Source organism: Rubellimicrobium aerolatum, from assembly GCF_017872975.1.
In the GTDB taxonomy this organism is placed as follows: domain Bacteria; phylum Pseudomonadota; class Alphaproteobacteria; order Rhodobacterales; family Rhodobacteraceae; genus Rubellimicrobium; species Rubellimicrobium aerolatum.
The window spans coordinates 74,786-97,865 of the sequence record NZ_JAGGJP010000005.1 but is presented as its reverse complement, the minus strand read 5'-3'; the positions used below and the strand labels follow the sequence as shown (position 1 = coordinate 97,865).

General features: G+C 71.4%; 20 protein-coding genes. 13 read left to right on the top strand and 7 right to left on the bottom strand.

What is annotated here, in order from left to right; genetic code table 11:
• The first annotated feature begins 44 nt into the window (after positions 1-44).
• Positions 45-1,745 (top strand): bifunctional sulfate adenylyltransferase/adenylylsulfate kinase, encoded by a 1,701-nt coding sequence (locus J2Z33_RS07655; RefSeq protein ID WP_209839543.1) that lies wholly within the window; start codon positions 45-47, stop codon positions 1,743-1,745.
• 39 nt (positions 1,746-1,784) lie between these two features.
• Here J2Z33_RS07655 and J2Z33_RS07650 read toward each other — a convergent pair whose 3' ends face one another.
• The 3 genes from J2Z33_RS07650 to J2Z33_RS07640 form a co-directional block, all read right to left on the bottom strand.
• Positions 1,785-2,315 (bottom strand): cytochrome b, encoded by a 531-nt coding sequence (locus J2Z33_RS07650; protein WP_209839541.1) that lies wholly within the window; start codon positions 2,313-2,315, stop codon positions 1,785-1,787.
• A 102-nt stretch (positions 2,316-2,417) separates the two neighbouring features.
• A complete protein-coding gene (locus tag J2Z33_RS07645) occupies positions 2,418-2,663 on the bottom strand; it encodes a DUF1150 family protein (RefSeq protein WP_209839539.1) in 246 nt (81 codons plus the stop codon).
• A complete protein-coding gene (locus tag J2Z33_RS07640; RefSeq protein ID WP_209839537.1) occupies positions 2,660-3,082 on the bottom strand; it encodes an Hsp20 family protein in 423 nt (140 codons plus the stop codon). Before J2Z33_RS07640 ends, J2Z33_RS07645 begins: the two co-directional genes overlap by 4 nt.
• Before the next feature lie 164 nt (positions 3,083-3,246).
• On the opposite strand from J2Z33_RS07640, the gene J2Z33_RS07635 reads away from it, so the two are divergent.
• From J2Z33_RS07635 to J2Z33_RS07610, 6 genes are all read left to right on the top strand, one after another.
• A complete protein-coding gene (locus J2Z33_RS07635; RefSeq protein WP_209839535.1) occupies positions 3,247-3,465 on the top strand; it encodes a YdcH family protein in 219 nt (72 codons plus the stop codon).
• Positions 3,465-3,944: a 5-(carboxyamino)imidazole ribonucleotide mutase gene (gene purE, locus J2Z33_RS07630; protein ID WP_209839533.1), complete on the top strand. Its 480-nt coding sequence runs from the start codon at positions 3,465-3,467 to the stop codon at positions 3,942-3,944. The genes J2Z33_RS07635 and purE overlap by 1 nt, the downstream gene beginning before the upstream one ends.
• The gene (locus tag J2Z33_RS07625; protein WP_209839531.1) at positions 3,937-5,004 is read left to right on the top strand and encodes a 5-(carboxyamino)imidazole ribonucleotide synthase; all 1,068 of its coding nucleotides are present in this window, start codon (positions 3,937-3,939) and stop codon (positions 5,002-5,004) included. The genes purE and J2Z33_RS07625 overlap by 8 nt, the downstream gene beginning before the upstream one ends.
• Positions 5,005-5,171: 167 nt before the next feature.
• Complete coding sequence (locus tag J2Z33_RS07620; RefSeq protein WP_209839529.1) at positions 5,172-8,858, top strand: PAS domain S-box protein; 3,687 nt, start codon at positions 5,172-5,174, stop codon at positions 8,856-8,858.
• Between the two features lie 37 nt (positions 8,859-8,895).
• Positions 8,896-9,339: an NUDIX domain-containing protein gene (locus tag J2Z33_RS07615; protein ID WP_209839527.1), complete on the top strand. Its 444-nt coding sequence runs from the start codon at positions 8,896-8,898 to the stop codon at positions 9,337-9,339.
• Positions 9,340-10,282: 943 nt separating this feature from the next.
• The gene (locus J2Z33_RS07610) at positions 10,283-10,630 is read left to right on the top strand and encodes a hypothetical protein (RefSeq protein WP_209839525.1); all 348 of its coding nucleotides are present in this window, start codon (positions 10,283-10,285) and stop codon (positions 10,628-10,630) included.
• A gap of 92 nt (positions 10,631-10,722) precedes the next feature.
• Here the strand turns inward: J2Z33_RS07610 and carB are convergent, their stop codons facing one another.
• Positions 10,723-14,052, bottom strand: coding sequence for a carbamoyl-phosphate synthase large subunit (gene carB, locus J2Z33_RS07605; protein ID WP_209839524.1), 3,330 nt, complete (start codon positions 14,050-14,052; stop codon positions 10,723-10,725).
• A 124-nt stretch (positions 14,053-14,176) separates the two neighbouring features.
• On the bottom strand, positions 14,177-15,730 hold the full coding sequence (locus J2Z33_RS07600; protein ID WP_209839522.1) for an amino acid permease: 1,554 nt from the start codon (positions 15,728-15,730) through the stop codon (positions 14,177-14,179).
• A gap of 125 nt (positions 15,731-15,855) precedes the next feature.
• On the opposite strand from J2Z33_RS07600, the gene J2Z33_RS07595 reads away from it, so the two are divergent.
• The 4 genes from J2Z33_RS07595 (at position 15,856) to J2Z33_RS07580 (ending at position 20,706) form a co-directional block, all read left to right on the top strand.
• Positions 15,856-16,980 (top strand): aminodeoxychorismate synthase component I, encoded by a 1,125-nt coding sequence (locus J2Z33_RS07595; RefSeq protein ID WP_209839520.1) that lies wholly within the window; start codon positions 15,856-15,858, stop codon positions 16,978-16,980.
• On the top strand, positions 16,973-17,572 hold the full coding sequence (locus J2Z33_RS07590; RefSeq protein ID WP_209839518.1) for an aminotransferase class IV family protein: 600 nt from the start codon (positions 16,973-16,975) through the stop codon (positions 17,570-17,572). Before J2Z33_RS07595 ends, J2Z33_RS07590 begins: the two co-directional genes overlap by 8 nt.
• 164 nt (positions 17,573-17,736) lie before the next feature.
• Positions 17,737-19,515, top strand: coding sequence for an aspartate--tRNA ligase (gene aspS / locus J2Z33_RS07585; protein WP_209839516.1), 1,779 nt, complete (start codon positions 17,737-17,739; stop codon positions 19,513-19,515).
• Between the two features lie 474 nt (positions 19,516-19,989).
• Complete coding sequence (locus J2Z33_RS07580; protein ID WP_209839514.1) at positions 19,990-20,706, top strand: GNAT family N-acetyltransferase; 717 nt, start codon at positions 19,990-19,992, stop codon at positions 20,704-20,706.
• Between the two features lie 44 nt (positions 20,707-20,750).
• Here the strand turns inward: J2Z33_RS07580 and J2Z33_RS07575 are convergent, their stop codons facing one another.
• Positions 20,751-21,467 carry a response regulator gene (locus J2Z33_RS07575; RefSeq protein ID WP_209839512.1) on the bottom strand — a complete coding sequence of 239 codons (717 nt, stop codon included), beginning with the start codon at positions 21,465-21,467 and terminating at the stop codon, positions 20,751-20,753.
• Between the two features lie 121 nt (positions 21,468-21,588).
• Here J2Z33_RS07575 and mce point away from each other — a divergent pair, with 121 nt between their 5' ends.
• Positions 21,589-21,993 carry a methylmalonyl-CoA epimerase gene (gene mce / locus J2Z33_RS07570; protein ID WP_209839510.1) on the top strand — a complete coding sequence of 135 codons (405 nt, stop codon included), beginning with the start codon at positions 21,589-21,591 and terminating at the stop codon, positions 21,991-21,993.
• 113 nt (positions 21,994-22,106) lie between these two features.
• Complete coding sequence (locus J2Z33_RS07565) at positions 22,107-22,388, top strand: DUF1467 family protein (protein WP_209839508.1); 282 nt, start codon at positions 22,107-22,109, stop codon at positions 22,386-22,388.
• Here the strand turns inward: J2Z33_RS07565 and J2Z33_RS07560 are convergent.
• Positions 22,376-23,071 carry an EI24 domain-containing protein gene (locus J2Z33_RS07560; RefSeq protein ID WP_209839506.1) on the bottom strand — a complete coding sequence of 232 codons (696 nt, stop codon included), beginning with the start codon at positions 23,069-23,071 and terminating at the stop codon, positions 22,376-22,378. The genes J2Z33_RS07565 and J2Z33_RS07560 overlap by 13 nt on opposite strands.
• Positions 23,072-23,080 lie beyond the last annotated feature (9 nt).

The window sequence follows — 23,080 nt, the reverse complement described above, 5'->3', positions numbered from 1 at the left end:
TGCTGGACTCCAAAGCTCCCGTTCCCGATCAAGGCCCGAAGCCGATGCAGAACCTCGCCCCGATCCCCGAGCTCTACGTCTCCGCGGACTCGGCGCAGAAGCTGAAGGTGGAGGCGGGCAACCTCGTCAGCCACGACCTGACGCCGCGCCAGCTCTGCGATCTGGAGCTCTTGATGAACGGCGGGTTCTTCCCGCTCAAGGGCTTCCTGGGCCGGGCGGACTACGACTCGGTCGTGGAGACGATGCGGCTGGCGGACGGCTCGCTCTGGCCGATGCCGGTCACGCTCGACGTCACCGAGGCCTTCGCCGAGAAGGTCGAGGTCGGGCAGGACATCGCGCTGCGCGACCAGGAGGGGGTGATCCTCGCCATCCTGTCGGTGACGGACAAGTGGGTGCCGAACAAGGCGGTCGAGGCCGAGAAGGTCTTCGGCGCCGACGACGTGGCGCATCCGGCGGTGAACTACCTGCACAACCGGGCGGGCAAGGTCTACCTCGGCGGCCCGATCACCGGACTGACGCCGCCCGTCCATTACGACTTCAAGGCGCGGCGCGACACGCCGAACGAGCTGCGGGCCTTCTTCCGCAAGATGGGCTGGCGGCGGATCGTCGCGTTCCAGACGCGCAACCCGCTCCACCGCGCCCACCAGGAGCTGACCTTCCGCGCCGCGCGCGAGGCGCAGGCGAACCTGCTGATCCATCCGGTCGTCGGCATGACCAAGCCGGGCGACGTGGACCACTTCACCCGCGTCCGTTGCTACGAGGCGGTGCTGGACCAGTATCCGGCCTCCACCACGCACCTGTCGCTCCTCAACCTCGCCATGCGGATGGGCGGCCCGCGCGAGGCGCTGTGGCACGCGATCATCCGGCGGAACCACGGCCTGACCCACTTCATCGTCGGCCGCGACCACGCGGGGCCGGGCAAGAACAGCCAGGGCAAGGACTTCTACGACCCCTACGCCGCGCAGGAGCTGGTGCGGGAGCACCAGGCCGAGGTCGGCATCGAGATGGTCGATTTCAAGCAGATGGTCTACGTCCAGGAGAAGGCGCAGTACTTCCCTGTGGACGAGGTGCCGGCGGGCTCGACCGTGCTCGACATCTCGGGGACCGAGCTGCGTCGAAGGCTGCGCGAGGGGCTGGAGATCCCCGACTGGTTCTCCTTCCCGCAGGTGGTGACGGAGCTTCGCAAGACCTCGCCCGCGCGGTCCAGGCAGGGCTTCACGGTGTTCTTCACCGGCCTCTCGGGGAGCGGCAAGAGCACCATCGCCAACGCGCTGATGGTCAAGCTGATGGAGATGGGGGGGCGTCCCGTGACGCTGCTCGACGGGGACGTGGTGCGCAAGCACCTGTCGTCGGAGCTGGGCTTCTCCAAGGAGCACCGGGACATCAACATCAAGCGGATCGGCTACGTCGCGAGCGAGATCACCAAGAACGGCGGCATCGCGATCTGCGCGCCGATCGCCCCCTACGCGACGACCCGCCGCGAGGTGCGCGAGATGATCGAAGCCTTCGGCGCCTTCATCGAGGTGCACGTGGCGACCCCGCTGGAGGAATGCGAGCGGCGCGACCGGAAGGGGCTCTACAAGCTCGCCCGCGAAGGCAAGATCAAGGAGTTCACCGGCATCTCGGACCCCTACGACGTGCCCGAGGCCCCGGAGCTTCGCGTCAACACCGAGGGGCTCGACGTGGACACCTGCGCGCATCAGGTGATCCTGAAGCTGGAAGGCATGGGCCTCATCAAGGCCTGACGACCGAAGGGGGCCGCGAGGCCCCCCTTCCCCGCAGGGTCAGGTCCCCGGCGTCGGCCGCACGATCCGGCGGATGATGTTCTCGCCCAGCACGAGGTGGAGCAGCGCGCCGCCGATGTGCAGCGCGATCAACACCAGAAGCACCCAGGCCAGCAGGCCGTGGAGCCCGGCCGCCCAGTCCTGCCCCGCGAACCACGCGAGGGCGCCCAACGGCGGCATCAGCAGAAGCACGGCGTAGAAAGCCCAATGGTTGATGCGGCCGAGCAGCGCCAGGATGCGGTGCTTGCTGTCGGCGGCGGTCTCCACCGGACGCTTCAGCCGGGCCGTCAGGCGGGCGATCATCACCAGGAAGATCGTCACGCCGAGCGCGATGTGGACGAAGGCCGGCCCCCATTGGGTCACCGTCTCGTTCGCCCCGACGGCGTCGTAGACCTGCTCCATGCCGCTCCCCAGGAGCAGGTTGAACACCACGAGGACCGCGACGGTCCAGTGAAGGGCGATCTGGTAGGAGGAATAGCCGTGCCGCGCGTGGGCCGTGCGCTCCGACGGGGTCGTGGGTGTCGTGGTCATGCCTCGGATCCGGGTCGTCGGGGTCCAGCCGCCCCGGTCCGTTAACGTGATCCGGCGGGCCGGGTCGTCAATCCCCCGGCCGCCGCCGGACCCGTCGCAAGGTCAGTGGACCGTGACGGGCGTCCGGTCGTATTGCCGCGCCAGCACGAAGGCGAGGTCGCGGTCCGCCACGAGGGCGAGCTGCTGGCCCTGCGAATCGTGGACGGCGAAGATCGTCTCCAGCTCGCCCGCCTGCTCGCGCAGCTCCTCGGGGAGATCGGCGACGGCGATGGGCTTCACGTAGACGATGTCGGCGCCGAGCGCCTGGAGATCCGGCCGGGGCCGGGCAGTTGCATGAGGGCGATTCACTTGACCCCACTCCTCTTGATGCGGACGGTCTGGACGACCGTCTCGGGGACATGGCGGGTCAGATCGACATGGAGGAGTCCGTTCTCCATCACCGCCTCTCCCACCTCAACGCCTTCGGCCAGCACAAAGCTCCGCTGAAACTGGCGCGCCGCGATTCCCCGGTGAAGGAAGACCCGTCCGTCGGCCTCGTCGGCCTGCCGCCCGCGGATCACGAGCTGCCGGTCCTCCACGGTGATCGACAGGTCGGATTCGGTGAAGCCGGCCACCGCGAGGGTGATCCGGTAGGAGCGGTCCGAGGTCTGCTCGATGTTGTAGGGGGGATACCCGTCGTTGCCGGTCTTGGCCGTCCGCTCCACGAGGCGTTCGAGCTGCTCGAACCCCAGCAGGTAGGGATGGGTCCCCAAGGTGAGTTTGGTCATTGCGACACGTCCTTTGCCCGAAAGCGACCGTCTGGCGCGGCCCCCTGGATGGGCAGCCGCCTGCCGATGAATATGGGCACCGGCGGCCCGGCCAGCAAGTCCCCCGAGGGGGTGGCCGAAAGCGGGCCGAGGCGCTAGAGTTCCGGGACCCTTGCGAGGAGCCGATGAACATCACTGCCGCCATGGACGAGGCCGAGGTGCTGCGCGTGGAGCTGGACGTGCTCAAGCGCGAGCATCGGGAACTCGACGAGACGATCCAGGCCCTTGAGGCCGAGGGCGCGCGCGACATGCTGACCATCCGCCGCAAGAAGAAGGAGAAGCTGATCCTGAAGGACCGCATCCGCCTGATCGAGGACCGGCTGCTGCCGGACATCATCGCCTGATGCCACCCGTCGGGATCATCATGGGAAGCCAGTCCGACTGGCCGACGATGCGCGAGGCCGCGCGGGTGCTGGACGAGCTGGGCGTCGGCCACGAGGCGCGGATCGTGTCGGCGCACCGGACGCCGGACCGGCTCTGGTCCTACGGGCGCGAGGCGAAGGGGCGCGGGATCCGGGTCGTCATCGCGGGCGCGGGCGGGGCGGCGCACCTGCCGGGGATGATGGCCTCCAAGACCCCGCTGCCCGTGATCGGCGTCCCCATCGAGACGAAGGCGCTCGGCGGGGTCGATTCGCTCTACTCCATCGTGCAGATGCCGCGCGGGTTCCCGGTGGCGACCATGGCGATCGGCGCGGCCGGCGCGGTGAACGCGGCGCTGATGGCGGCGGCGATCCTGGCGCTGTCGGACGAGGCGCTGGCCGAGCGGCTGGTGGCCTGGCGCGAGGCGCTGTCGGCCTCGGTCCCCGAGGTGCCGCATGACTGAGGCGCTGCGGCCGGGGGCGACGGTCGGCATCCTGGGCGGCGGGCAACTGGGGCGGATGCTCGCGATGGCGGCGGCGCGGCTGGGCTTCCATGTCCATGTCTTCGACCCCGACCGGAACGCCCCGGCCGCCGAGGTGGCGCGCGCCGCGACCCATGCGGCCTATGGCGACGAGGACGCGCTGCGCGCCTTCGCCGGGTCGGTCGATGTCGTGACCTACGAGTTCGAGAACATCCCCCCCGCCGCGCTGGACCTGATCGAGGCCGTCGTGCCGATCCGGCCCAACCGCAAGGCGCTGGCGACCTCGCGCGACCGGCTGGACGAGAAGACCTTCCTGCACGAGCTGGGTCTTCGCACCGCGCCCTATGCCGCGGTGGACGAGGAAGGCGACCTCGCGCAGGCCCTGGCGGTGATCGGGACGCCGGCGATCCTCAAGACCCGGACCCTGGGCTACGACGGCAAGGGGCAGGCGCGCATCCTGTCGCCCGAGGGCGCGGAGGCGGCCTTCGCGCAGATGGGCGGGCGGCCGGCGATCCTGGAAGGCTTCGTCGCCTTCGAGCGGGAGGTGTCGGTGATCGCGGCGCGGGGGCTCGATGGGTCGGTGGCGGCCTACGACCCCGGCGAGAACGTCCACGAGGGCGGCATCCTGCGGACGACGACCGTTCCGGCGCGGCTGTCGCCGGGGCTGCGGTCCGACGCCGTGCTGGCGGCGGCGCGCATCCTGAACGCGCTCGACTACGTGGGCGTGATGGGCGTGGAGCTGTTCGTCACGGCGCGGGGCCTCCTGGTCAACGAGATCGCGCCGCGCGTCCACAACTCGGGGCACTGGACCGAGGCCGGGTGCCTGATCGACCAGTTCGAGCAGCACATCCGCGCGGTCGTGGGCCTGCCGCTGGGCGACGGCGCGCGCCATGCCGACGTGGTGATGGAGAACCTGATCGGTCCCGACATGGATCGGCTGCCCGCGCTGCTGAAGGATGGGTCGCGCGTCCACCTCTATGGCAAGGCCGAGGTGCGGGACGGGCGCAAGATGGGGCACGTCACCCGCATCCGCCGCGCCTGACGAGGGGTTTGCAACGCCCTATCCCCGAATCCGGTTCCCGCTTCACACGGAGACGTGATGAGGTTGCAACCTGCCGTTGCGACTAGGAACGAGCCGACGACATCCTGGGGGAACGTGTCGCGGCAATGGACGGGGGGCCGAGCAGCTTGCAGGGCGACGGAAAGCCGGTGCCGGTCCCCAACGACGCGCTGCCCGACCTCGCGGCGATGGTGGATGCCATGCCGGCCATCGTCTTCGTGACGGACGAGGACAGCCGCAACGTCTACGTCAACGCGCGTTACGAGGCGTTCACGGGATTGCCGGCCGAGGCGCTCCTCGGGGACGGCTGGCGACGGGCGCTCCATCCCGCCGACCGGGACCGGCTGACGCTGCGCTCCGCGGACCCGAGCGCGCCGGACCATGCCGAATCCGAGTTCCGCCTGCGGACCGCCAGCGGCGGCTACCGCTGGGTCCGCTGCCGGGCGAGCCTGTTGCCCGGCAGCGCCGCGCCGCGCTGGATCGGCGTCCTGAGCGATGTCGCGAACCGCGACCCCGCCGACGACGCGGGGCGGGCGACCAGCGAGGCCTGGTATCGCGCGCTCTTCGAGCAGGCAGCGGTCGGCGTGGCGCGGGTCGGGCTCGACGGGCGCCTGCTGGAGACGAACGCCCGCTTCTGCGCGATCCTGGGCTACGGTCCCCATGAGCTGCGCGCCACGAGCTTCCAGGCGATCACCCATCCCGAGGATCTGGCCGCCGACCTGGGCAACGTCGAGGCGCTGCTGGAGGGGCGCGTCGCCTCGTATTCGATGGAGAAGCGCTATCTCGCCAAGTCGGGCGCGGTCGTGTGGGCGCAGCTCACCGTGGGGCTCGTCCGCGACGAGGACGGGCGGCCCGAGTTCTTCGTGTCGGTGGTCGAGGACATCACCGAGCGCCGCCGCGCCGACGACCGGCTGAGGGCCACCGAGGCGCGGTTCCGGGCCCTGATCGAGAACGCCCCGGAGAAGATGTGGATCGGCCGGGCGGACGGGTCGGTCGAATACTTCAACGCCGCCGCGCGCGAGTTCAGCGGCCCCGCCGCGACCGGCAGCCGGGACTGGGCCGAGGGGGTGCATCCCGAGGACCGCCCGCTGCTGCTGGCGCGGCGGGCGCGGGCGCGGGCCGATGGCCGGCCCTACCAGGTCGAGCTGCGGCTGCGGCGCGAGCGGGACCAAAGCTGGCGCTGGCACCTCAGCCATTCCGCCCCCCTGCGCGACGCCGACGGCGCGATCTTCGCCTGGGTCGGCATGGCGACGGACGTGGACGACTCGCGCCGCGACGCCGAGGCGCGGCGATTGGCGGCCGCCCGCGACGCCTTCCTCCTGAAGCTGACGGACCGGCTGCGAGCCTTGGGCGATCCCGCCGAGACCATCGCCACCGCCGCCGAGGCGCTGGCCCGCGAGCTGGGGGTGGACCGCGTCTGCTACGGCGAGGTGGACGAGGACGCCGGCACCTACCGCATCCTCGGCGGCTTCGCCCCCGAGATGCCGACGGGGGCGATGGATCACAGCTACGCGCTGGAGCAGTTCGGGCCCCTGGCGGGCACGCTGCGGGGCGGGACGCCGTTCCTGTCGCCGGACGTGCAGGCCGATCCCCGCCTCGCGAGCGCCTGGGGCGACGGCGCGCGCCGGCTGCGCGGCCTGGGGTCGGTCGTCTGCGTGCCGCTGGTCAAGGACGGGCGGCTCGTCGCGGTGCTGTCGGTCGAGTCCGGGACGCCCCGGCTCTGGACGGGGACGGAGGCGCGGCTGGTGGAGGACGTGGCCGCCCGCACCTGGTCGGCGGTGGAGCGGGCCCGCGCCAAGCGTCGCCTGCGCGAGACGGAGGAGCGCTACCGGCTGGCGGCGCGGGCGACCAACGACGTGATCTGGGACATGAGGCTCGCCGACCGGCAGGTGATCTGGAACGAGTCCCTTGGCACGCTGTTCGGCCACGAGGAGACGGTGACGCCCGAGAGCTGGTGGCTGGAGCGGGTGCATCCCGACGACCGGGGCCGCGTGGCGCGGCAGGCGCGGGAGATCATCGACGGGCAGGACACCAACTGGACCGCCGAATACCGCTTCCGGCGGGCCGACGGGGGCTATGCCGACGTGCTGGACCGGGGCTTCCTGCTGCGCGACGCGCAGGGCCGCCCGGTGCGGATGATCGGGGCGATGCAGGACCTGACGGCCCGCCACGCCGCCGAGGCGCGGCTGCGCGACAGCGAGGACCGGCTCCGGCTGGCGACCGAGGCCGCCCGGATCGGCACCTGGGACCACGATCCCGTCGCCCGCGTCCTGCGCTGGGACGCGCGCAGCAAGGAGCTGTTCGGCCTGCCGCCCGAGGCCGAGATGGGCAGCGAGCGCGAGTTCCTGATGGCGGTGCATCCCGGGGACCGCGCCCGCGTGGCGGCGGCGGCGCGGGCCGCGCTCGATCCCGAGGGCACGGGCGACTACGACATCGAGTATCGCGCCATCGGCCGGCTGGACGGGATGGAGCGCTGGATCGCCGCCAAGGGGCAGGTCCATTTCGTGGACGGCCAGCCCGTGCGCTTCGTCGGCATCGCCCGCGACATCACCGGCCGCAAGGCCGCCGAGATCGCCCTCGCCGAGAGCCGCGAGCGGCTCGGGCGGCTCAACGCCGAGCTGGAGCGGCGGGTCGAGGAGCGGACGGGCAGCCTCCAGGAGACGGCTCGGGCGCTGGAGGCCGAGATGAGGCGCCGCGAGGAGGCGCAGGGGCGGCTCGTGCAGGCGCAGAAGCTGGAGGCGCTGGGGCAGGTCGTGGGCGGGGTCGCGCACGACTTCAACAACGTGCTGGCCGCCATCCAGGGGGCCTTCGCCATGCTGGACCGGCGCATCGAGGACGAGAAGCTGCGGTTCCTGATCGTCGAGGGGCGCAAGGCGGGGGACCGGGCGGCGGCGCTGGTGCGGCAGATGCTGGCCTTCGCCCGCCGCCAGCCGACCGAGCCGCAGGTGCTCGACCTGGGGCGGATGCTGCCGGGGCTCGGGCCGATGCTGCGGCACGCGATGGGCGCGCGGATCGAGCTGGCCATCGACGTGGAGCCGGGGCTGTGGCCGGTGATGGCGGACCCGCACCAGCTGGAGGTGGCGGTCCTCAACCTCGCGGTGAACGCGCGGGACGCGCTGGCCGGCGTGGGCATGGTGCGGCTGCGGGCGCGCAACCTGCCGGGCGGGGCGACGGGGCCGGGCGACTTCGGCGCGGGCGACCGGGTGGAGATCGCGATGGCCGACACCGGTTGCGGCATGGAGGAGGCGGTGCTGGCGCGGGCCTTCGAGCCGTTCTTCACCACCAAGGAGCCGGGCAAGGGCACGGGCCTGGGCCTCGCGCAGGTGCATGGCGTGGTGCAGGCGAGCGGGGGCGAGCTGCGGGCCGAGAGCGCGGTCGGGGCGGGGACGACGGTGGCGATGATCCTGCCGCGATCGGCGCTGCGGGCCGAGGACGCGGATGGGCCGGAGGCGGCGACGGCAGGGCTGCATGGCGGGGCGACGGTGCTGCTGGTGGACGACGACGCGCAGGTGCGCCCCGTCACGGCGGCGCTGCTGCGCGAGATGGGCTACGAGGTGGTCGAGGCGCCGAACGCCGCCGTGGCGGTGGCGATGGCGCAGCTTCACGCCGTGGACCTGCTGCTGACCGACGTCGTGATGCCGGGGACGGACGGGCCGGCGCTGGCGCGGTCGCTGCGGGCGGAACGGCCGGGGCTGCCGGTGCTGTTCTTCACCGGCTACGCCGCCGGCCACGACCTGCGGGGCGAGGCGGTGCTCGCCAAGCCCTTCACCGCCGAGGAGCTGGGGCGGCAGGTGCTGGAGGCGCTGGGGCGGTTGCCCGTCCGGGGCCGCGGCTGACTTGCCAGCGGCGGCGGGAGCGGTCAGGCTGGCGGCCATGCCCTCGCCCCGCCTTGCCGTGCGCGCGATCCTCCGGCGCGACGACCGCCTCCTCCTCGTGAACGCCTGGAAGGGGCGGACGCATCTGTGGTGCGCGCCGGGGGGCGGGGTGGAGGCGCACCAGTCGCTCCCCGAGGCGCTGGTCCGCGAGGTGCGGGAGGAGACGGGGCTGGTGGTCGAGGTAGGGGAGCCCTGCCTCGTCAACGAGTTCCACGATCCGCGCGGGACCTTTCATCAGGTGGACATCTACTTCCGCTGCCGGATGCTGGCGGGCGACCCCGACGGGGATTGGGTGGACCCGGAGGGGGTGGTCTCGCACCGCGTCTGGGTGACGCGGGCCGAGATGGCGCGGCTGCGGGTGAAGCCCGACAGCCTTGCCGCCGTGGCTTGGGGGGACGCGGGGGCGATCGCCTACGATCCGCTGGAGCCGATCCTGCGGTGAGCGCGGGTCCATGACCCGCCCGGGCGCGGGCCGTTCTGGCGCGCGGCCCGGGGGGATCGGGGGCCGTGGTGCCGGATTGACTGCCCGGCCCACGGGAGGCGCGTGCACGACGCGCCGGCGGCTGGGACCTCTCGCCCAGGTGGCGTTTGGGCCAGCGGCCCGTCGCGCTGTCAAACAGACCGGCCGGGGGCGAGGGGACCTCCGGCGCGGGGGGAGGCCGCGTGGGCGGGCCTCAGGGGGGCGCGGAGGTCGCGAGGGACTCCGGGCCGCGTGGGAGGGAGAATCGCACGCGGGCGTTAACGGGGCCTGACAGCAACGGGCGTTGCGTGTTGCGTGGCATTTTAGGGATCGGGGGGCCGGGAAGCGGCGGCTCCGCTGGCGTGGGCGGGGCTCCATCCCACCAGCGCGCGGCGCGGGCGGAGGCGGGGCTTGCGTATTTGGGCCAAGTTGAGAGGGCGGCGCGGGCGCGGGGGGCCGCCGGCGCGCGGCGGGGTGGAACCCCGCCCTGCGGGGCGGAGGTCGGTGCCTTGGGGCGCGTTCCTCGGCTTGCGGGGTTCACGCGGTGGGGGCGATCGGGGCGGGAGGCGCGCGACTCTCACGGGGAGGTCGTAGGTGGGTGAAACCCACCGGCGAGGGCTCGGGCTGGGTGGACGGATGGTGGGTTGGCACCCACCCTACGCTGGCTGCAGATGTAAAGGTCCCTCACTGCGGTGTGGGATAGTGCCTAAACCGCGCGAGGGCAGATGGAAACGCGCGCCAAGCGGTTGCCACCGAGTAAGCAGATACCTAGCCGACCTTAACAAGGTGCTTGACGTAACGTCAATCTTGGGAAACAATGATGGTGCCTACGTAGAACATTTATGGCTTTGAGGCATTACGCCTATGTCGCCTCAAGAGAGCTCTGATAGCTCATGGGCTTGTAAGAATCAGGCTGGAGATGGCGATGGAACTGAATCTCAATGCGGAAACCATTAATGCTGCTTCAACACCGGAAGAGTTTGCGCTTATTTTCAAGCAGGCGGCAACAGCAGCTCTAGCAATTGCTATTCGCGACGGCCTACAAAATGCGATGAGTGCAGTCGAACTTCAGGGCAATCCAAATATCGACGGCTGGAAAGCATTTATAGGAGGTCTGCACGCAGAGATTTCTTGGGCAAAGCCAGCAAAGGAAATTAGGCCTCTAAGTCAGATAACAGCCTTTACGAAATGTGACTATGCCGATGCTGATGGATGGTCAAATTTGGTAGGCGTAAACGTCGAAGTTGGCATCAGCATAAAGGGAACTTTCTGACCCTTGCGCTTTAGCTCAACAGAGAGCATTCTGTTCTCTGTTGAGGGAAAACAGATAATATTGAGTTTATCAGTAGAAATGTTCAGCCTCTCTCACGCCTGCAACGCCCGCACCCCCACTTCGCCTTCCTCCCGCGCCTGGATCGCCAGCGCCGCCGCGTGGGCTCCGGCGGCGGTGGTGTAATACGGGATGCGCTCCGACAGCGCCGCCGCGCGGATGTCGCGGCTGTCGCTCACGGCCTGGGTGCCCTCGGTCGTGTTCATCACCAGGGCGATGTGGCCGTCCTTGAGGCGGTCCACGATGGTCAACCCGCCCTCGTAGACCTTGTTCACCAGATGCGCCTCGATCCCAGCGGCGTGGAGCCAGGCGGCGGTGCCGCGCGTGGCCAGGATCGAGAAGCCGAGGGTCGTCAGGATGCGCGCGGCCTCCAGCATGTCCTCGCCCTTGTCGGCGTCCTTGATGGACAGGAAGACCCGGCCCTCGGTCGGCAGGACCACGCCCGCGCCCATCTGCGCCTTGAGGAAGGCGCGGGCGAACGAACGGTCCCAGCCCATCACCTCGCCGGTGGAGCGCATCTCGGGGCCGAGGATGGTGTCCACACCGGGGAAGCGGGCGAAGGGGAGCACCGCCTCCTTGACCGAGAACCACGGCATCGTCGGCTCCACGAGGGTCATCGGGTCGGCATAGGGGAGGGGGGTGTCGTAGCTGGCGTTCGGGTAGGGCGCGCGGAGGGGGAAGGCGTCGAGCGATTCGCCGGCCATGAGGCGGGCGGCGATGCTGGCGATGGCCGAGTCGGTGGCCTTGGCGACGAAGGGGACCGTGCGGGAGGCGCGGGGGTTCACCTCCAGCAGATACACGTCGCCGTCCTTGACCGCGAACTGCACGTTCATCAGGCCGACGACATGGAGGGCGAGGGCCAGCGCCTCGGTCTGCTGGCGGATCTCGGCGATGATCGCGGGGCTCAGGGTGTGGGGCGGCAGGCAGCAGGCGGAGTCGCCGGAATGGACGCCCGCCTCCTCGATGTGCTGCATGATGCCGGCGACGTGGACGCGGGTGCCGTCGCAGAGGGCGTCCACATCCACCTCGACCGCGCCGGAGAGGTAGGAGTCGAGGAGGACCGGGGAGTCGCCCGAGACGTGGACGGCCTCGCGGATGTAGCGCGAGAGCTGGTCCTGGTCGCGCACGATCTCCATGGCGCGGCCGCCGAGGACGTAGCTCGGGCGGATCACCAGGGGGAAGCCGATGCGCTCGGCGATCTGGAAGGCCTGCTCGGGCGAGGAAGCGATGCCGTTGACGGGCTGCTTGAGGCCCAGGCGCTCGACGAGCTGCTGGAACCGCTCGCGGTCCTCGGCGAGGTCGATGGCGTCGGGGGTGGTGCCGAGGATGGGGATGCCAGCGTCCTTGAGCCCCTGGGCGAGCTTGAGGGGCGTCTGGCCGCCGAACTGGACGATGACGCCGTGGAGCGTGCCGTTCGACTGCTCGACGCGCAGGATCTCCATGACGTGCTCGAAGGTCACGGGCTCGAAGTAGAGGCGGTCGGAGGTGTCGTAGTCGGTGCTGACCGTCTCGGGGTTGCAGTTGACCATGATGGTCTCGTAGCCGGCATCGCTCAGGGCGAAGCAGGCGTGGCAGCAGCAGTAGTCGAACTCGATCCCCTGGCCGATGCGGTTGGGGCCGCCGCCGAGGATGACGACCTTCTTGCGGTCGGAGGGGCGGGCCTCGTCCTCGACCTCGCCCATGGCGGGGGATTCGTAGGTCGAATACATGTAGGGGGTCTGGGCCTCGAACTCGGCCCCGCAGGTGTCGATGCGCTTGAAGACGGCGGTGACGCCCAGCCGTTCGCGGGCGCGGCGGACCTGGCCCTCGTCGCGGCCCGTGAGCTTGGCGAGGCGGGCGTCGGTGAAGCCCATCATCTTGAGGTGGCGCAGGGCGGATTCGGTGACGGGGAGGCCATCCTTGCGGATCTGGGCCTCGGCGTCCACGATCTCGCGGATGCGGGACAGGAACCAGGGGTCGTAGGCGGTGGCGGCGTTGATCTCGTCGTCCGAAAGGCCGTGGCGCATGGCCTGGGCGATGGTGCGGAGGCGGTCGGGGGTGGCCTTGGACAGCGCGGCGACGACCGCCGACTTGTCGGGCGCGCCGGGGATCTGCACCTCGTCGAAGCCGGAAAGGCCGGTCTCCATCGAGGCCAGCGCCTTCTGGAGCGATTCGTGGATGGTGCGGCCGATGGCCATGGCCTCGCCCACCGACTTCATGGCGGTGGTGAGGAGGGGCTGCGCGCCGGGGAACTTCTCGAAGGCGAAGCGGGGGATCTTCGTGACCACGTAGTCGATGGTCGGCTCGAAGGAGGCGGGCGTGACCTTGGTGATGTCGTTGTCGAGCTCGTCCAGCGTGTAGCCGACGGCGAGCTTGGCCGCGACCTTGGCGATGGGGAAGCCGGTGGCCTTGGAGGCGAGCGCCGAGGAGCGGGAGACGCGGGGGTTCATCTCGATCACGACCATGCGGCCGTCGGCGGGGTTGATGGCCCACTGGACGTTGGAGCCGCCCGTCTCCACCCCGATCTCGCGCAGGACGGCGATGGAGCCGTTCCGCATCTCCTGGTATTCCTTGTCGGTCAGCGTCAGCGCGGGGGCGACGGTGATGGAGTCCCCGGTGTGGACGCCCATCGGGTCCACGTTCTCGATGGAGCAGACGATGATGGCGTTGTCCGCGCGGTCGCGGACCACCTCCATCTCGAACTCCTTCCAGCCGAGGAGGGATTCGTCCACGAGGATCTGGCCGACGGGCGAGGCGTCCATGCCGGTGCGGCAGAGGTGCTCATACTCGGCGCGGTTGTAGGCGACGCCGCCCCCCGTTCCGCCCAGCGTGAAGGCGGGGCGGATGATGGCGGGGAGGCCGATGTGCTCCAGCGCCTCCAGCGCCAGCCGCACGCCCTCCTTGAGGTCGCGCTTGCCGTCCGGCCCCTTGGGGGCGGTGACGATCTCGGCCTTGGGGTTCTCGATGCCGATGCGGTCCATCGCCTCGCGGAAGAGCTTGCGGTCCTCGGCCATCTCGATGGCCTCGCGCTTGGCGCCGATCAGCTCCACGCCGAACTTCTCCAGCACGCCCATGTCGGCCAGCGCCAGCGAGGTGTTGAGGCCGGTCTGCCCGCCCATGGTGGGGAGGAGGGCGTCGGGCCGCTCCTTCTCGATGATGCGGGCCACCACGTCGGGGGTGATCGGCTCGATGTAGGTGGCGTCGGCGAGGCCGGGGTCGGTCATGATGGTGGCCGGGTTGGAGTTCACCAGGATGACCCGGTAGCCTTCCTCGCGCAGCGCCTTGCAGGCCTGGGCGCCGGAATAGTCGAACTCGCAGGCCTGCCCGATGACGATGGGCCCCGCGCCGATGATCATGATGCTCTTGATGTCGGTCCGCTTCGGCATTGTCCCACCCCACGCGCAAATCGACGCGCTTATAGACAAGGGGCCGGGGGCCGCAAGGCCGGGAGGGGCCGAAGGACGGGGCGGGGATGGGGCGGGCCGTCGCGGGCCCGCCCCGACGGGGGGGTCAGGCGCCCTCGCCCACCGCGCGCTCGGCCTCGGCGATCAGGGCCTGGCGGCGGGCGATCTCCGCGCCCATGGGCGGGCCCTTGAAGCGACGGTTCTCGACCGCGAGCCAGAGGACGACCGCGAGGGCGACGAAGCCCAGCACGACCCAGAGCACCCGTTCGTTCGGCGGGGCCACGGCGATGAACAGGATCACCGCCATGCCGAGGATCGCGCCCAGAGTCACCAGCCGGTAAAGGCCGGCGCCCAAGCTCCAGGGGCCGGGGGTGGGCCATTTCGCGGTGCCGTAAGCGAACATCCCGGCGACCAGCGGCACCGTGAAGGACAGGAACAGGAACACCAGCGTCGAGTTCACGACGATGACGTAGATGCTCGTTTCGCCGACCTTGATGGAGAGCGCGAGGAGCACGTAAAGGACGCAAAGCACGGCCGCCGTCCAGATCGCCGCGACGGGGGTGCGGTAGCGGGGCGACACCCGCGCCAGCGCCCGCGACGCACCCGGCACGCCGTCGTCGCGCGAGAAGGCGAACAGCATCCGCGACGCCGAGGTGACGGTGGCCAGCCCGCACAGGAACTGCGCGATCAGGATGAAGAAGAAGATCACGTTCTTGAGGCCCGCGGGCAGGATCGCGTCCATGGTGGCGAAGAACATCCCCCAGCCCTGCGCCGCCGCCGCGTCCATGTCGGGGATGGCGAGGGTGATGGCGCAGATCATCAGCCAGCCGATCAGCGACGACCACAGCACCGCCGAGACGATCGAGCGGGGCACCGAATGGGCGGCGCGGACCGTCTCCTCGGAGGTGTGGGCCGAGGCGTCGTAGCCGGTGATCGTGTAGACCGGCAGCAGCAGGCAGAGGAGGAACAGGTAGCCGATGTTCTCGGAGCGCGGGAACACGTCGCCTCCGGCCTCGCCCGAGTAGTTGGTGAATGTCCAGAGCCGGCTGATGTCGAGGGCCGGGGCGAACCACAGGCAGGCCAGGATCAGCACGGCCGTGGTGGCGAAGATGATGTAGCCCGAGGCGTCGGTCAGCATCGCCGTGACGCGGATGCCCAGGTGGTTGAACAGCGCCTGCGCGCCGGTGATGACGGCGACGAAGCCCACCACCTGCCAGTCCGTCCCGGTGAAGCCCAGGGCGGGGCCGAAGGTGCCCGCGAAGAAGTAGGCGGTGCCGATGTTGATGGCGCCCAGCACGGTGATGAGCCCGAGCAGGTTCAGCCAGGCCGTGATCCAGCCCAGGAAGCGGTTCCCCAGGATCGAGGCCCAATGGTAGAGCCCCCCCGCCGTCGGGAAGGCCGAGGCGATCTGCGCCATCGCCAGCGCGAAGAGCCCCGACAGGAGGCAGCCGACGATCCAGCCGATCCCCGCGCCCGCGCCGCCAACCGAGGAGATCGCCTGCGCGAAGCTGTTGATCCCCCCCGACAGGATGCAGATGATCGAGAAGGAGATCGCGAAGTTGGAGAAGCGGCTCATGGAGCGGCTGAGTTCCTGGGCGTAGCCCATCTTGTGGAGGAGCTTCTTGTCCTCCATCAGGTCGTGGTCGGACGAGTCGATCAACGTGTCTCTCCTGTTGCCTTTTCGGCGGTTATCGGCTCCGCCTTGCGATCCAGTAGGCCCGAGCTTGACGCTAGCGGCAAGCGTTCTCTCGGAAATCCTCAACGTCTCCGGGCTTTTGCGACCCAATGACTTCAGTTCCCCGCATCTACGTCGAGCACGGCCCGCGTGGCCCCGCCTGGTTCGCGGGCGCGTCCGGGGTGATCGTGGCACAGACGCCCGCCGAGGTGGGGCCGGCGCTGGAGCGGGCGGACGCCGCGCGGGCGGCGGGGGCCTGGGTGGCGGGCTGGATCGCCTACGAGGCGGGGGCGGCCTTCGAGCCGCGCCTGGGGGGCGTCATGCGGGGGCCGGGGCCGCTGCTGGCGCTGGGGGTGTTCCCGGAGGGTCCGCGGGCCGGTGGGCTGGGCGGCGGTGGGGCCGCGCGGCTGTCCGTCCCCGAGCCGGTGGTGGCGCGCGGGGACTATGACCGCGCCATCGGGCGGGTGCTGGGCTACATCGCGGCGGGGGACTGCTATCAGGTGAACCTGACCTTTCCGCTGGCCTCTCGGCTGGAGGGCGAGCCGCTGGACCTCTTCCGCCGGTTGCGGGGGACGGGAGGGCCGGGCCATGCGGCCTATGCCGAGATGGGCGTGGGGCCGGTGGTGGCGTCGCTGTCGCCCGAGCTGTTCTTTCGGGTGGACGGCGAGGGGCGCGTCGTCGCGCGCCCGATGAAGGGCACCGCGCCGCGCGACCCCGACCCCGCGCGCGACGCGGCGCTGGCCGCCGAGCTGCGGGCGAGCGTCAAGGCGCGGGCCGAGAACCTGATGATCGTGGACCTGCTGCGGAACGACATCGGGCGGCTGGCGCGGCCGGGCTCGGTCCGCGTCCCGGCGCTTTATGCGATCGAGCCTTATGCGACGGTCCACCAGATGACCTCCACCGTCGAGGGGGAGCTGTGCGGGCCCGCCTCGCTCGCGCGGCTGATGCCGGCGCTGTTCCCCTGCGGGTCGGTGACGGGCGCGCCCAAGATCCGCGCCATGCAGGTGATCCGCGAGCTGGAGCCGCATCCGCGCGGCGTCTACTGCGGCGCGGTGGGCTGGATGGCGCCGGATGGGCGGTGCGACTTCTCGGTGGCGATCCGCACGTTGAGCATCGTTGGACGGGACGTGACCGTGAACGTCGGCGGTGGCGTGGTGGCCGATTCCACCGCCGATGGGGAGTGGGAGGAGGCGCTGTGGAAGGCGCGCTTCCTGGGGCCGGCTCTGGATGCGTGAGCTGCGGCTGATCGAGACGCTGGCCTGGGACGGGGCCGCGCCCGTGCGCGAGGCGCGGCATCTCGCCCGCATGGCAAGGTCGGCGGCGGCGTTCGGCTGGTCCTTCGACGAGGGCCGGGCGCGGGCGGCGCTGCGCGAGGGGCGGTCGGGGCCGGCGAGGCTGCGGCTGACGATGGGCGCGGACGGGCGGTTCGCGGTGACGGAGGGGGCGTTGCCCACGCCCGCGCCGCAGTGGCGGGTGCGGGTGCATCCCGAGCGGCTGGCGTCGGGCGACCCGTGGCTGCGGCACAAGACGACGCGGCGGGCGCTGTATGACAGGGCGCGGGCCGCGCTGCCCCCCGGCGTGGAGGAGTGGCTGTTCCTCAACGAGCGCGGCGAGGCCTGCGAGGGAACCATTGCCAACCTGTTCTTCGACCGGGGCGAGGGCTGGCGCACGCCACCGCTCGGTTGCGGCTGCCTGCCGGGCGTGCTGCGCGCGGAGATGCTGGAGCGCGGCGCGCGGGAGGAGGTCCTGCGGGCGGAGGAACTGGGCGCCGTCCGGCTCGCGGTGGGGAACGCGCTGCGCGGGCTGGTGCCGGCGGCGCTGGGCTGAACCCCCGGGGGCTGCCGCCCCCGGACCCTGGCGCGTACTTGCGCCAAGTTGAAGCCATGCCTCTCAACTTGGCCCAAATACGCAAGCGACGCCCCGGCCCGCGCGCGGCTTGACTTCCGGGGCCCTTTGCGATGGATCGGCCCGACCCTGCCGGAGGACCGTTCATGCACCGCTATCGCACCCAGACCTGCGCCGATCTGCGCGCCTCGGATGTGGGCCAGACCGTCCGGCTCTCGGGCTGGGTCCATCGGGTGAGGGACCACGGCGGCATCCTCTTCGTGGACCTGCGGGACCATTACGGCATCACGCAATGCCTCGTGGACCCCGATTCCCCGGCCTTCGGGGACGTGGAGAAGCTGCGCGCCGAGTGGTGCATCCGCATCGACGGCGTGGTGAAGGCGCGGGACTCGGCCCTCGTGAACCCGAAGATCCCGACCGGCGAAGTCGAGGTCTTCATCCGCGAGGTCGAGGTGCTCGGGCCCGCCGGGGAGCTGCCGTTGCAGGTGTTCGGCGACCAGGAATACCCCGAGGAGACCCGGCTGCGGTATCGCTTCCTCGATCTCCGGCGCGAGGTCATGCAGCGCAAGATGACGCTGCGGAGCGACGTGGTCCGCTTCCTGCGGGAACGGATGTGGGGGCAGGGCTTCCGCGAATACCAGACGCCCATCATCACCGCGTCCTCGCCCGAGGGGGCGCGAGACTTCCTCGTGCCGAGCCGCCTCCATCCGGGCAGGTTCTACGCGCTGCCGCAGGCGCCGCAGCAGTTCAAGCAACTGCTGATGGTGTCGGGCTTCGACCGCTACTTCCAGATCGCGCCCTGCTTCCGCGACGAGGACCCGCGGGCGGACCGGTCGCCCACCGACTTCTACCAGCTCGACCTGGAGATGAGCTTCGTCACGCAGGAGGACGTGTTCGCGACCGTCCAGCCGGTGATCCGGGGCGTGTTCGAGGAGTTCGGCGGCGGGCGGACGGTGGACAGCGAGTGGCCGCTGATCTCCTACCGCGACGCCGCGCTGAAATACGGGACGGACAAGCCTGACCTGCGGAACCCCATCGAGATGCAGGTGGTGAGCGAGCACTTCCGGGGCTCGGGCTTCGCGGTCTTTGCCCGGCTCCTGGAGCAGGAGGGGACCGAGGTGCGCGCCATCCCCGCGCCCAAGGGCGGAAGCCGCAAGTTCTGCGACCGCATGAACGCCTGGGCCCAGAAGGAAGGGCTGCCCGGCATGGGCTACATCTTCTGGCGCGAGGCCGAGGACGGGTCCGGCATGGAAGCCGCAGGCCCCTTGGCCAAGAACATCGGGCCGGAGCGCACGGAGGCGATCCGCAGCCAGTTGGGGCTCGGGCTCGGGGATGCGGCGTTCTTCCTCGGGGGCAAGCCCGACGCTTTCGAGAAGATCGCCGGGCGGGCGCGGACGGTCATCGGGGAGGAGCTGGGGCTCACCGACAAGGACCGCTTCGCCTTCTGCTGGATCGTCGATTTCCCGATGTTCGAGAAGGGCGACGACGGGCGCATCGACTTCTCGCACAATCCGTTCTCCATGCCGCAGGGGGGGCTGGAGGCGCTGGAGGGCGATCCGCTGGGCGTCGTGGCCTATCAATACGACCTCGCCTGCAACGGGTATGAATTGATCTCGGGCGGCATCCGCAACCACACGCCCGAGATCATGTTCCGGGCCTTCGAGATCGCGGGCTACCCGCCCGAGGAGGTCGAGAAGCGGTTCGGCGGCATGGTCAACGCCTTCCGCCACGGCGCCCCCCCGCACGGCGGCTGCGCGGCCGGGATCGACCGGATCGTGATGCTGCTCGCGGACGAGCAGAACATCCGCGAGGTCATCCTGTTCCCGATGAACCAGCGGGCCGAGGACCTCCTCATGGGGGCGCCCTCCGAGCCGCTGGCCGCCCAGCTCCGCGAGCTTGGGCTGCGGGTGGTCCGCGAGGCCTAGCGCCTCGTCCCAGAGGCGGCGCACCTCCGGGTCGAGCTCGGCCCGCCAGCGGGACTGGCGGGCGCGCTGGCGGGCGCCGCAAAGGCGCACGGCGTCGAGGAAGCCCGGGCCGCAGCCATAGGCCTCCATCCAGGAGAGGTCGTCGTCGGGGTCGTGGTCGAGCGGCATGGCGAGTCCTTTCCGGGGCCTGGGGTTGCGTGTCGCGAGGAGGATGCCACCGGCGGGTTAACGGCGTCCGACAGCAACGAACGGTCAGGCGCGATTCGCGCAACGCCCCCCGGGGAGGGCGGCGCGGGGTGATTCGGGGCCCCGATCCCCGGCGGCGCGTGCGGGGCCGGCGTCGCTGGCGTATCTGGGCCGGGTCGAGAGGCATGGCTCATCAACCTGGCGCAAATACGCCAGCACGGGCGGGGCTTGCGGGCGGGCCGGGGGTGGGGCGAGATGGCGTCGTCCCTTGCCGCAGGAGAGCCCCCGATGACCGATCCGCGCCCGCTGGGCGAGCCCGTGCCGGGCTGGACGCCGCCGCCCCGGCCGGGGCCGGCGGTGATCGAGGGGCGCCGGGTGCGGCTCGAACGGCTGGACCCGGCGCGGCACGGGCCGCAGGTCCATGCCGCCAACCGCGAATCGGAGGCGACCTGGGATTACCTGCCCTATGGGCCGTTCGGCTCGGAGGGGGAATGGACGGCCTGGGCCGAGCGGGTCGCAACCCTGGACGACCCGTTCTTCTACGCGATCCGCGACCTCGACACCGGCCGGGCGGCGGGGGTGGCGAGCTTCCTGCGGATCGACCCGGCGAACGGCGTGATCGAGGTGGGGCACATCAACCTTTCGCCCGCGCTCCAGAAGGGCGCGGCGGCGACGGAGGCGATGGTGCTGATGATGCGCTGGGCCTTCGAGGCGGGGTATCGGCGGTACGAATGGAAGTGCGACGCGCTGAACCTGGGGAGCCGGCGGGCGGCGCAGCGGCTGGGGCTGAGCTACGAGGGCGTGTTCCGGCAGGCGGCGGTGGTGAAGGGGAGGAACCGCGACACGGCCTGGTTCGCGGCGGTGGACAAGGAGTGGCCCCGCCTGCGGGCGGCGTTCGGGCGCTGGCTGGAGCGGGGGAACTTCGACGCGGAGGGGCGGCAGCGGGCGAGGCTGTCGGAGCTGACGGCGGCGGTGCTGGTGGCGCGGGACCCGGCGCTGGGGTGAGGTGGGGCGGCGTGGGGCGCGATCCTGGCGGGCCGACGCCCGCCCTATGGGGTGGAGCGCGGGGCGGGCGAATCCCCATCCCACGGACGGGCGGCGGGGGCGAGGCGGGTGGCCACGGCCTCGCGCAGGAGGGCCAGCGCCGGGGGCGTGCCGCGGGTGGCGGCCTCGGCGGCGCGGGCCAGCGCCCGGTCGCCGGCGGCGCGGGCCACCCCTTGCAGGAAGCGCGCGGCGTAGGCCGAATCGCCGTCGAGCAGGCGGGCGGCCTGGGCCAGATCCTCGCGCAGCGCGGTGGCGTCGGGGCGCGGCTCGGCCTGGGGGAGCGGGCGGCGGGCGGGGGGCTGGCGGGAGGCGGGCAGGCGGGCGAGGAGCGCGGCCTGGAAGGCGGCGAGGCCGAGGGGCTTGGGCAGGAAGCCGTCGGCCCCGGCGGCGTGGGCGGCGGGGGCGAGGGCGTCGTCGCCGCTGAGCCCGAGGATCATGTCGAGGCGCGGCGTGGCGCGGGCCAGCCCCGCGATCAGATCGAGCCCCGAGCCGTCGGGGAGGTGGAGGTCCACGAGGGCCACGTCGGGGCGGTAGCCGCGCAGGTGGCGTTCCGCCGTGGCGAGGCTGTCCGCGCGCCGGAGCCGCGCCCCCGAGCGGCGGCAGAGGAGGCGCACCCCCTCGGAGGCGAGGCGGCTGTCCTCCACCAGCAGGAGGGTGAGGCCGGCGAGCGGCTGGTCCGCCGTCGGGGCGCGGGGGGGAAGGAGGTCGTCGAGGTGGCCCATGGGTCGCTCCGGGTCTGTTCGGGAGGGAGGTTCGCCCGGGAGTGGTGAACGGGCGGTTAACCGCGGCGGGGAAATCCGAGGGATCTTGCGTCGAAGGCCGGTCGGGGCGAGGATCGGGCGCATGATCGGACGATTGAATCACGTGGCGCTGGTGGTGCCGGACCTCGCGCGGGCCGCTGCGCGGTATCGCGACGCGCTGGGGGCCGAGGTCGGGCCGCCGGTGGAGCTGCCCGAGCACGGGGTCCGGGTGGTCTTCGTGACGCTGCCCAACACCAAGGTCGAGCTGCTGGAGCCCCTGGGCGAGGGGAGCCCGGTGGCCGGGTTCCTGGAGAAGAACCCCTCGGGCGGGATGCACCACGTCTGCTACGAGGTCGAGGACCTGGGGGCGGCGCGCGACCGGCTGGTGGCGGCGGGCGCGCGGGTGCTGGGGAGCGGGGAGCCGAGGATCGGCGCGCACGGCAAGCCGGTGCTGTTCCTGCATCCGAAGGACTTCGACGGGACGCTGGTGGAGCTGGAGCAGGTCTGAGGCGTCCGATCGCCCGCGTTCCGGGGGGCGGGGGGCGCCTGCGACCTCGGGGGCGCTTGGCGCGGGCGCGGCGGAGGCCTATCTCGCGGCGCGGAGCCACCCAGGAGAGTCCCATGACCATCACCAGCGCCATCGTGCTGTTCGCCGTGACCTGGTTCATGGTGTTCTTCGTCGTGCTGCCCCTGCGGAACACGACGCAGGGCGAGGCGGGCGAGGTGGTGCCGGGGACGCACGCCTCGTCGCCGCACGACTTCGACCTGCGGGGCAAGGCGCGGGTCACGACGCTGGTGGCGGTGGTGCTCTGGGGCGTGATGGCGGCGCTGCTGGTCTGGGGGCCCTGGGGGGTGCGCGACCTCGACTGGTTCGGGCGGATGGACCCGGTTCAGGCGGACTGACCGCGCGCCAGCCGGTGGTAGAGATGCGTGAAGGCCGCCGCGCCGAGCGTCGGCACCACGAGGTTCAGGATCGGCACGAACAGCGGGATCGCCATGAGGCAGCCGGATAGCCAGACGCGGCCGCGGTTGGAGCGGAGCAGGGCATAGGCGCCCGCGCGGCCCTCGCGCCGCATCGCCGCCACGAGGAAGTATTCGCGGCCGAGCAGCAGCCCGTTCACGCCGATGAAGATGAGCGGCGCGAAGGGGGCGAGCAGCAGCGAGGCCGCCAGCGCCAGCAGGTTCGCCAGCAGCGCGATGCCGAAGGCGGAGAGCGATTCGCCGATCGCCTCGGACCAGGGCTGCGGTTTCGCGGGCGGCAGGCGGGGGTAATGGCGGTCCTCGACGGCTTCGGCGACCTCCTCCAGGAAGAGCGAGGTCATGGCCGAGGCGACGGGGACCATCAGCAGGACCGACAGGACGAGGAGGACGGGAAGGAGCGCCCAGCCGGCGAGGTCGTCGAGCCAGGCGACCTCGCCCCACCAGGGCAGGGTCACGCCGTCGGGGAGGAGCCACTGGACCGCCCAGAGGAGCCCCGCCGAGGCCGCGCCGAGCAGCAGCACCGACAGGCCCACGCCGCGCCAGAGCACCCTCTGGAAGCGGCGGTCGGGGAGCTGGCCCAGCGCCAGCGCGACGTCGCGGATCATGGGCGGCCC

What these genes read in the sequence shown, in the direction of transcription:
- aspS (WP_209839516.1), top strand. Translation starts at nt 17,737, where the DNA reads ATGCACCGCTATCGCACCCAGACCTGCGCCGATCTGCGCGCCTCGGAT.
- J2Z33_RS07640 (WP_209839537.1), bottom strand. Translation starts at nt 3,082, where the DNA reads ATGACCAAACTCACCTTGGGGACCCATCCCTACCTGCTGGGGTTCGAG.
- J2Z33_RS07655 (WP_209839543.1), top strand. Translation starts at nt 45, where the DNA reads ATGCAGAACCTCGCCCCGATCCCCGAGCTCTACGTCTCCGCGGACTCG.
- J2Z33_RS07610 (WP_209839525.1), top strand. Translation starts at nt 10,283, where the DNA reads ATGGAACTGAATCTCAATGCGGAAACCATTAATGCTGCTTCAACACCG.
- purE (WP_209839533.1), top strand. Translation starts at nt 3,465, where the DNA reads ATGCCACCCGTCGGGATCATCATGGGAAGCCAGTCCGACTGGCCGACG.
- carB (WP_209839524.1), bottom strand. Translation starts at nt 14,052, where the DNA reads ATGCCGAAGCGGACCGACATCAAGAGCATCATGATCATCGGCGCGGGG.
- J2Z33_RS07575 (WP_209839512.1), bottom strand. Translation starts at nt 21,467, where the DNA reads ATGGGCCACCTCGACGACCTCCTTCCCCCCCGCGCCCCGACGGCGGAC.
- mce (WP_209839510.1), top strand. Translation starts at nt 21,589, where the DNA reads ATGATCGGACGATTGAATCACGTGGCGCTGGTGGTGCCGGACCTCGCG.
- J2Z33_RS07565 (WP_209839508.1), top strand. Translation starts at nt 22,107, where the DNA reads ATGACCATCACCAGCGCCATCGTGCTGTTCGCCGTGACCTGGTTCATG.
- J2Z33_RS07580 (WP_209839514.1), top strand. Translation starts at nt 19,990, where the DNA reads ATGACCGATCCGCGCCCGCTGGGCGAGCCCGTGCCGGGCTGGACGCCG.
- J2Z33_RS07560 (WP_209839506.1), bottom strand. Translation starts at nt 23,071, where the DNA reads ATGATCCGCGACGTCGCGCTGGCGCTGGGCCAGCTCCCCGACCGCCGC.
- J2Z33_RS07650 (WP_209839541.1), bottom strand. Translation starts at nt 2,315, where the DNA reads ATGACCACGACACCCACGACCCCGTCGGAGCGCACGGCCCACGCGCGG.
- J2Z33_RS07595 (WP_209839520.1), top strand. Translation starts at nt 15,856, where the DNA reads ATGACTTCAGTTCCCCGCATCTACGTCGAGCACGGCCCGCGTGGCCCC.
- J2Z33_RS07635 (WP_209839535.1), top strand. Translation starts at nt 3,247, where the DNA reads ATGAACATCACTGCCGCCATGGACGAGGCCGAGGTGCTGCGCGTGGAG.
- J2Z33_RS07625 (WP_209839531.1), top strand. Translation starts at nt 3,937, where the DNA reads ATGACTGAGGCGCTGCGGCCGGGGGCGACGGTCGGCATCCTGGGCGGC.
- J2Z33_RS07615 (WP_209839527.1), top strand. Translation starts at nt 8,896, where the DNA reads ATGCCCTCGCCCCGCCTTGCCGTGCGCGCGATCCTCCGGCGCGACGAC.
- J2Z33_RS07590 (WP_209839518.1), top strand. Translation starts at nt 16,973, where the DNA reads ATGCGTGAGCTGCGGCTGATCGAGACGCTGGCCTGGGACGGGGCCGCG.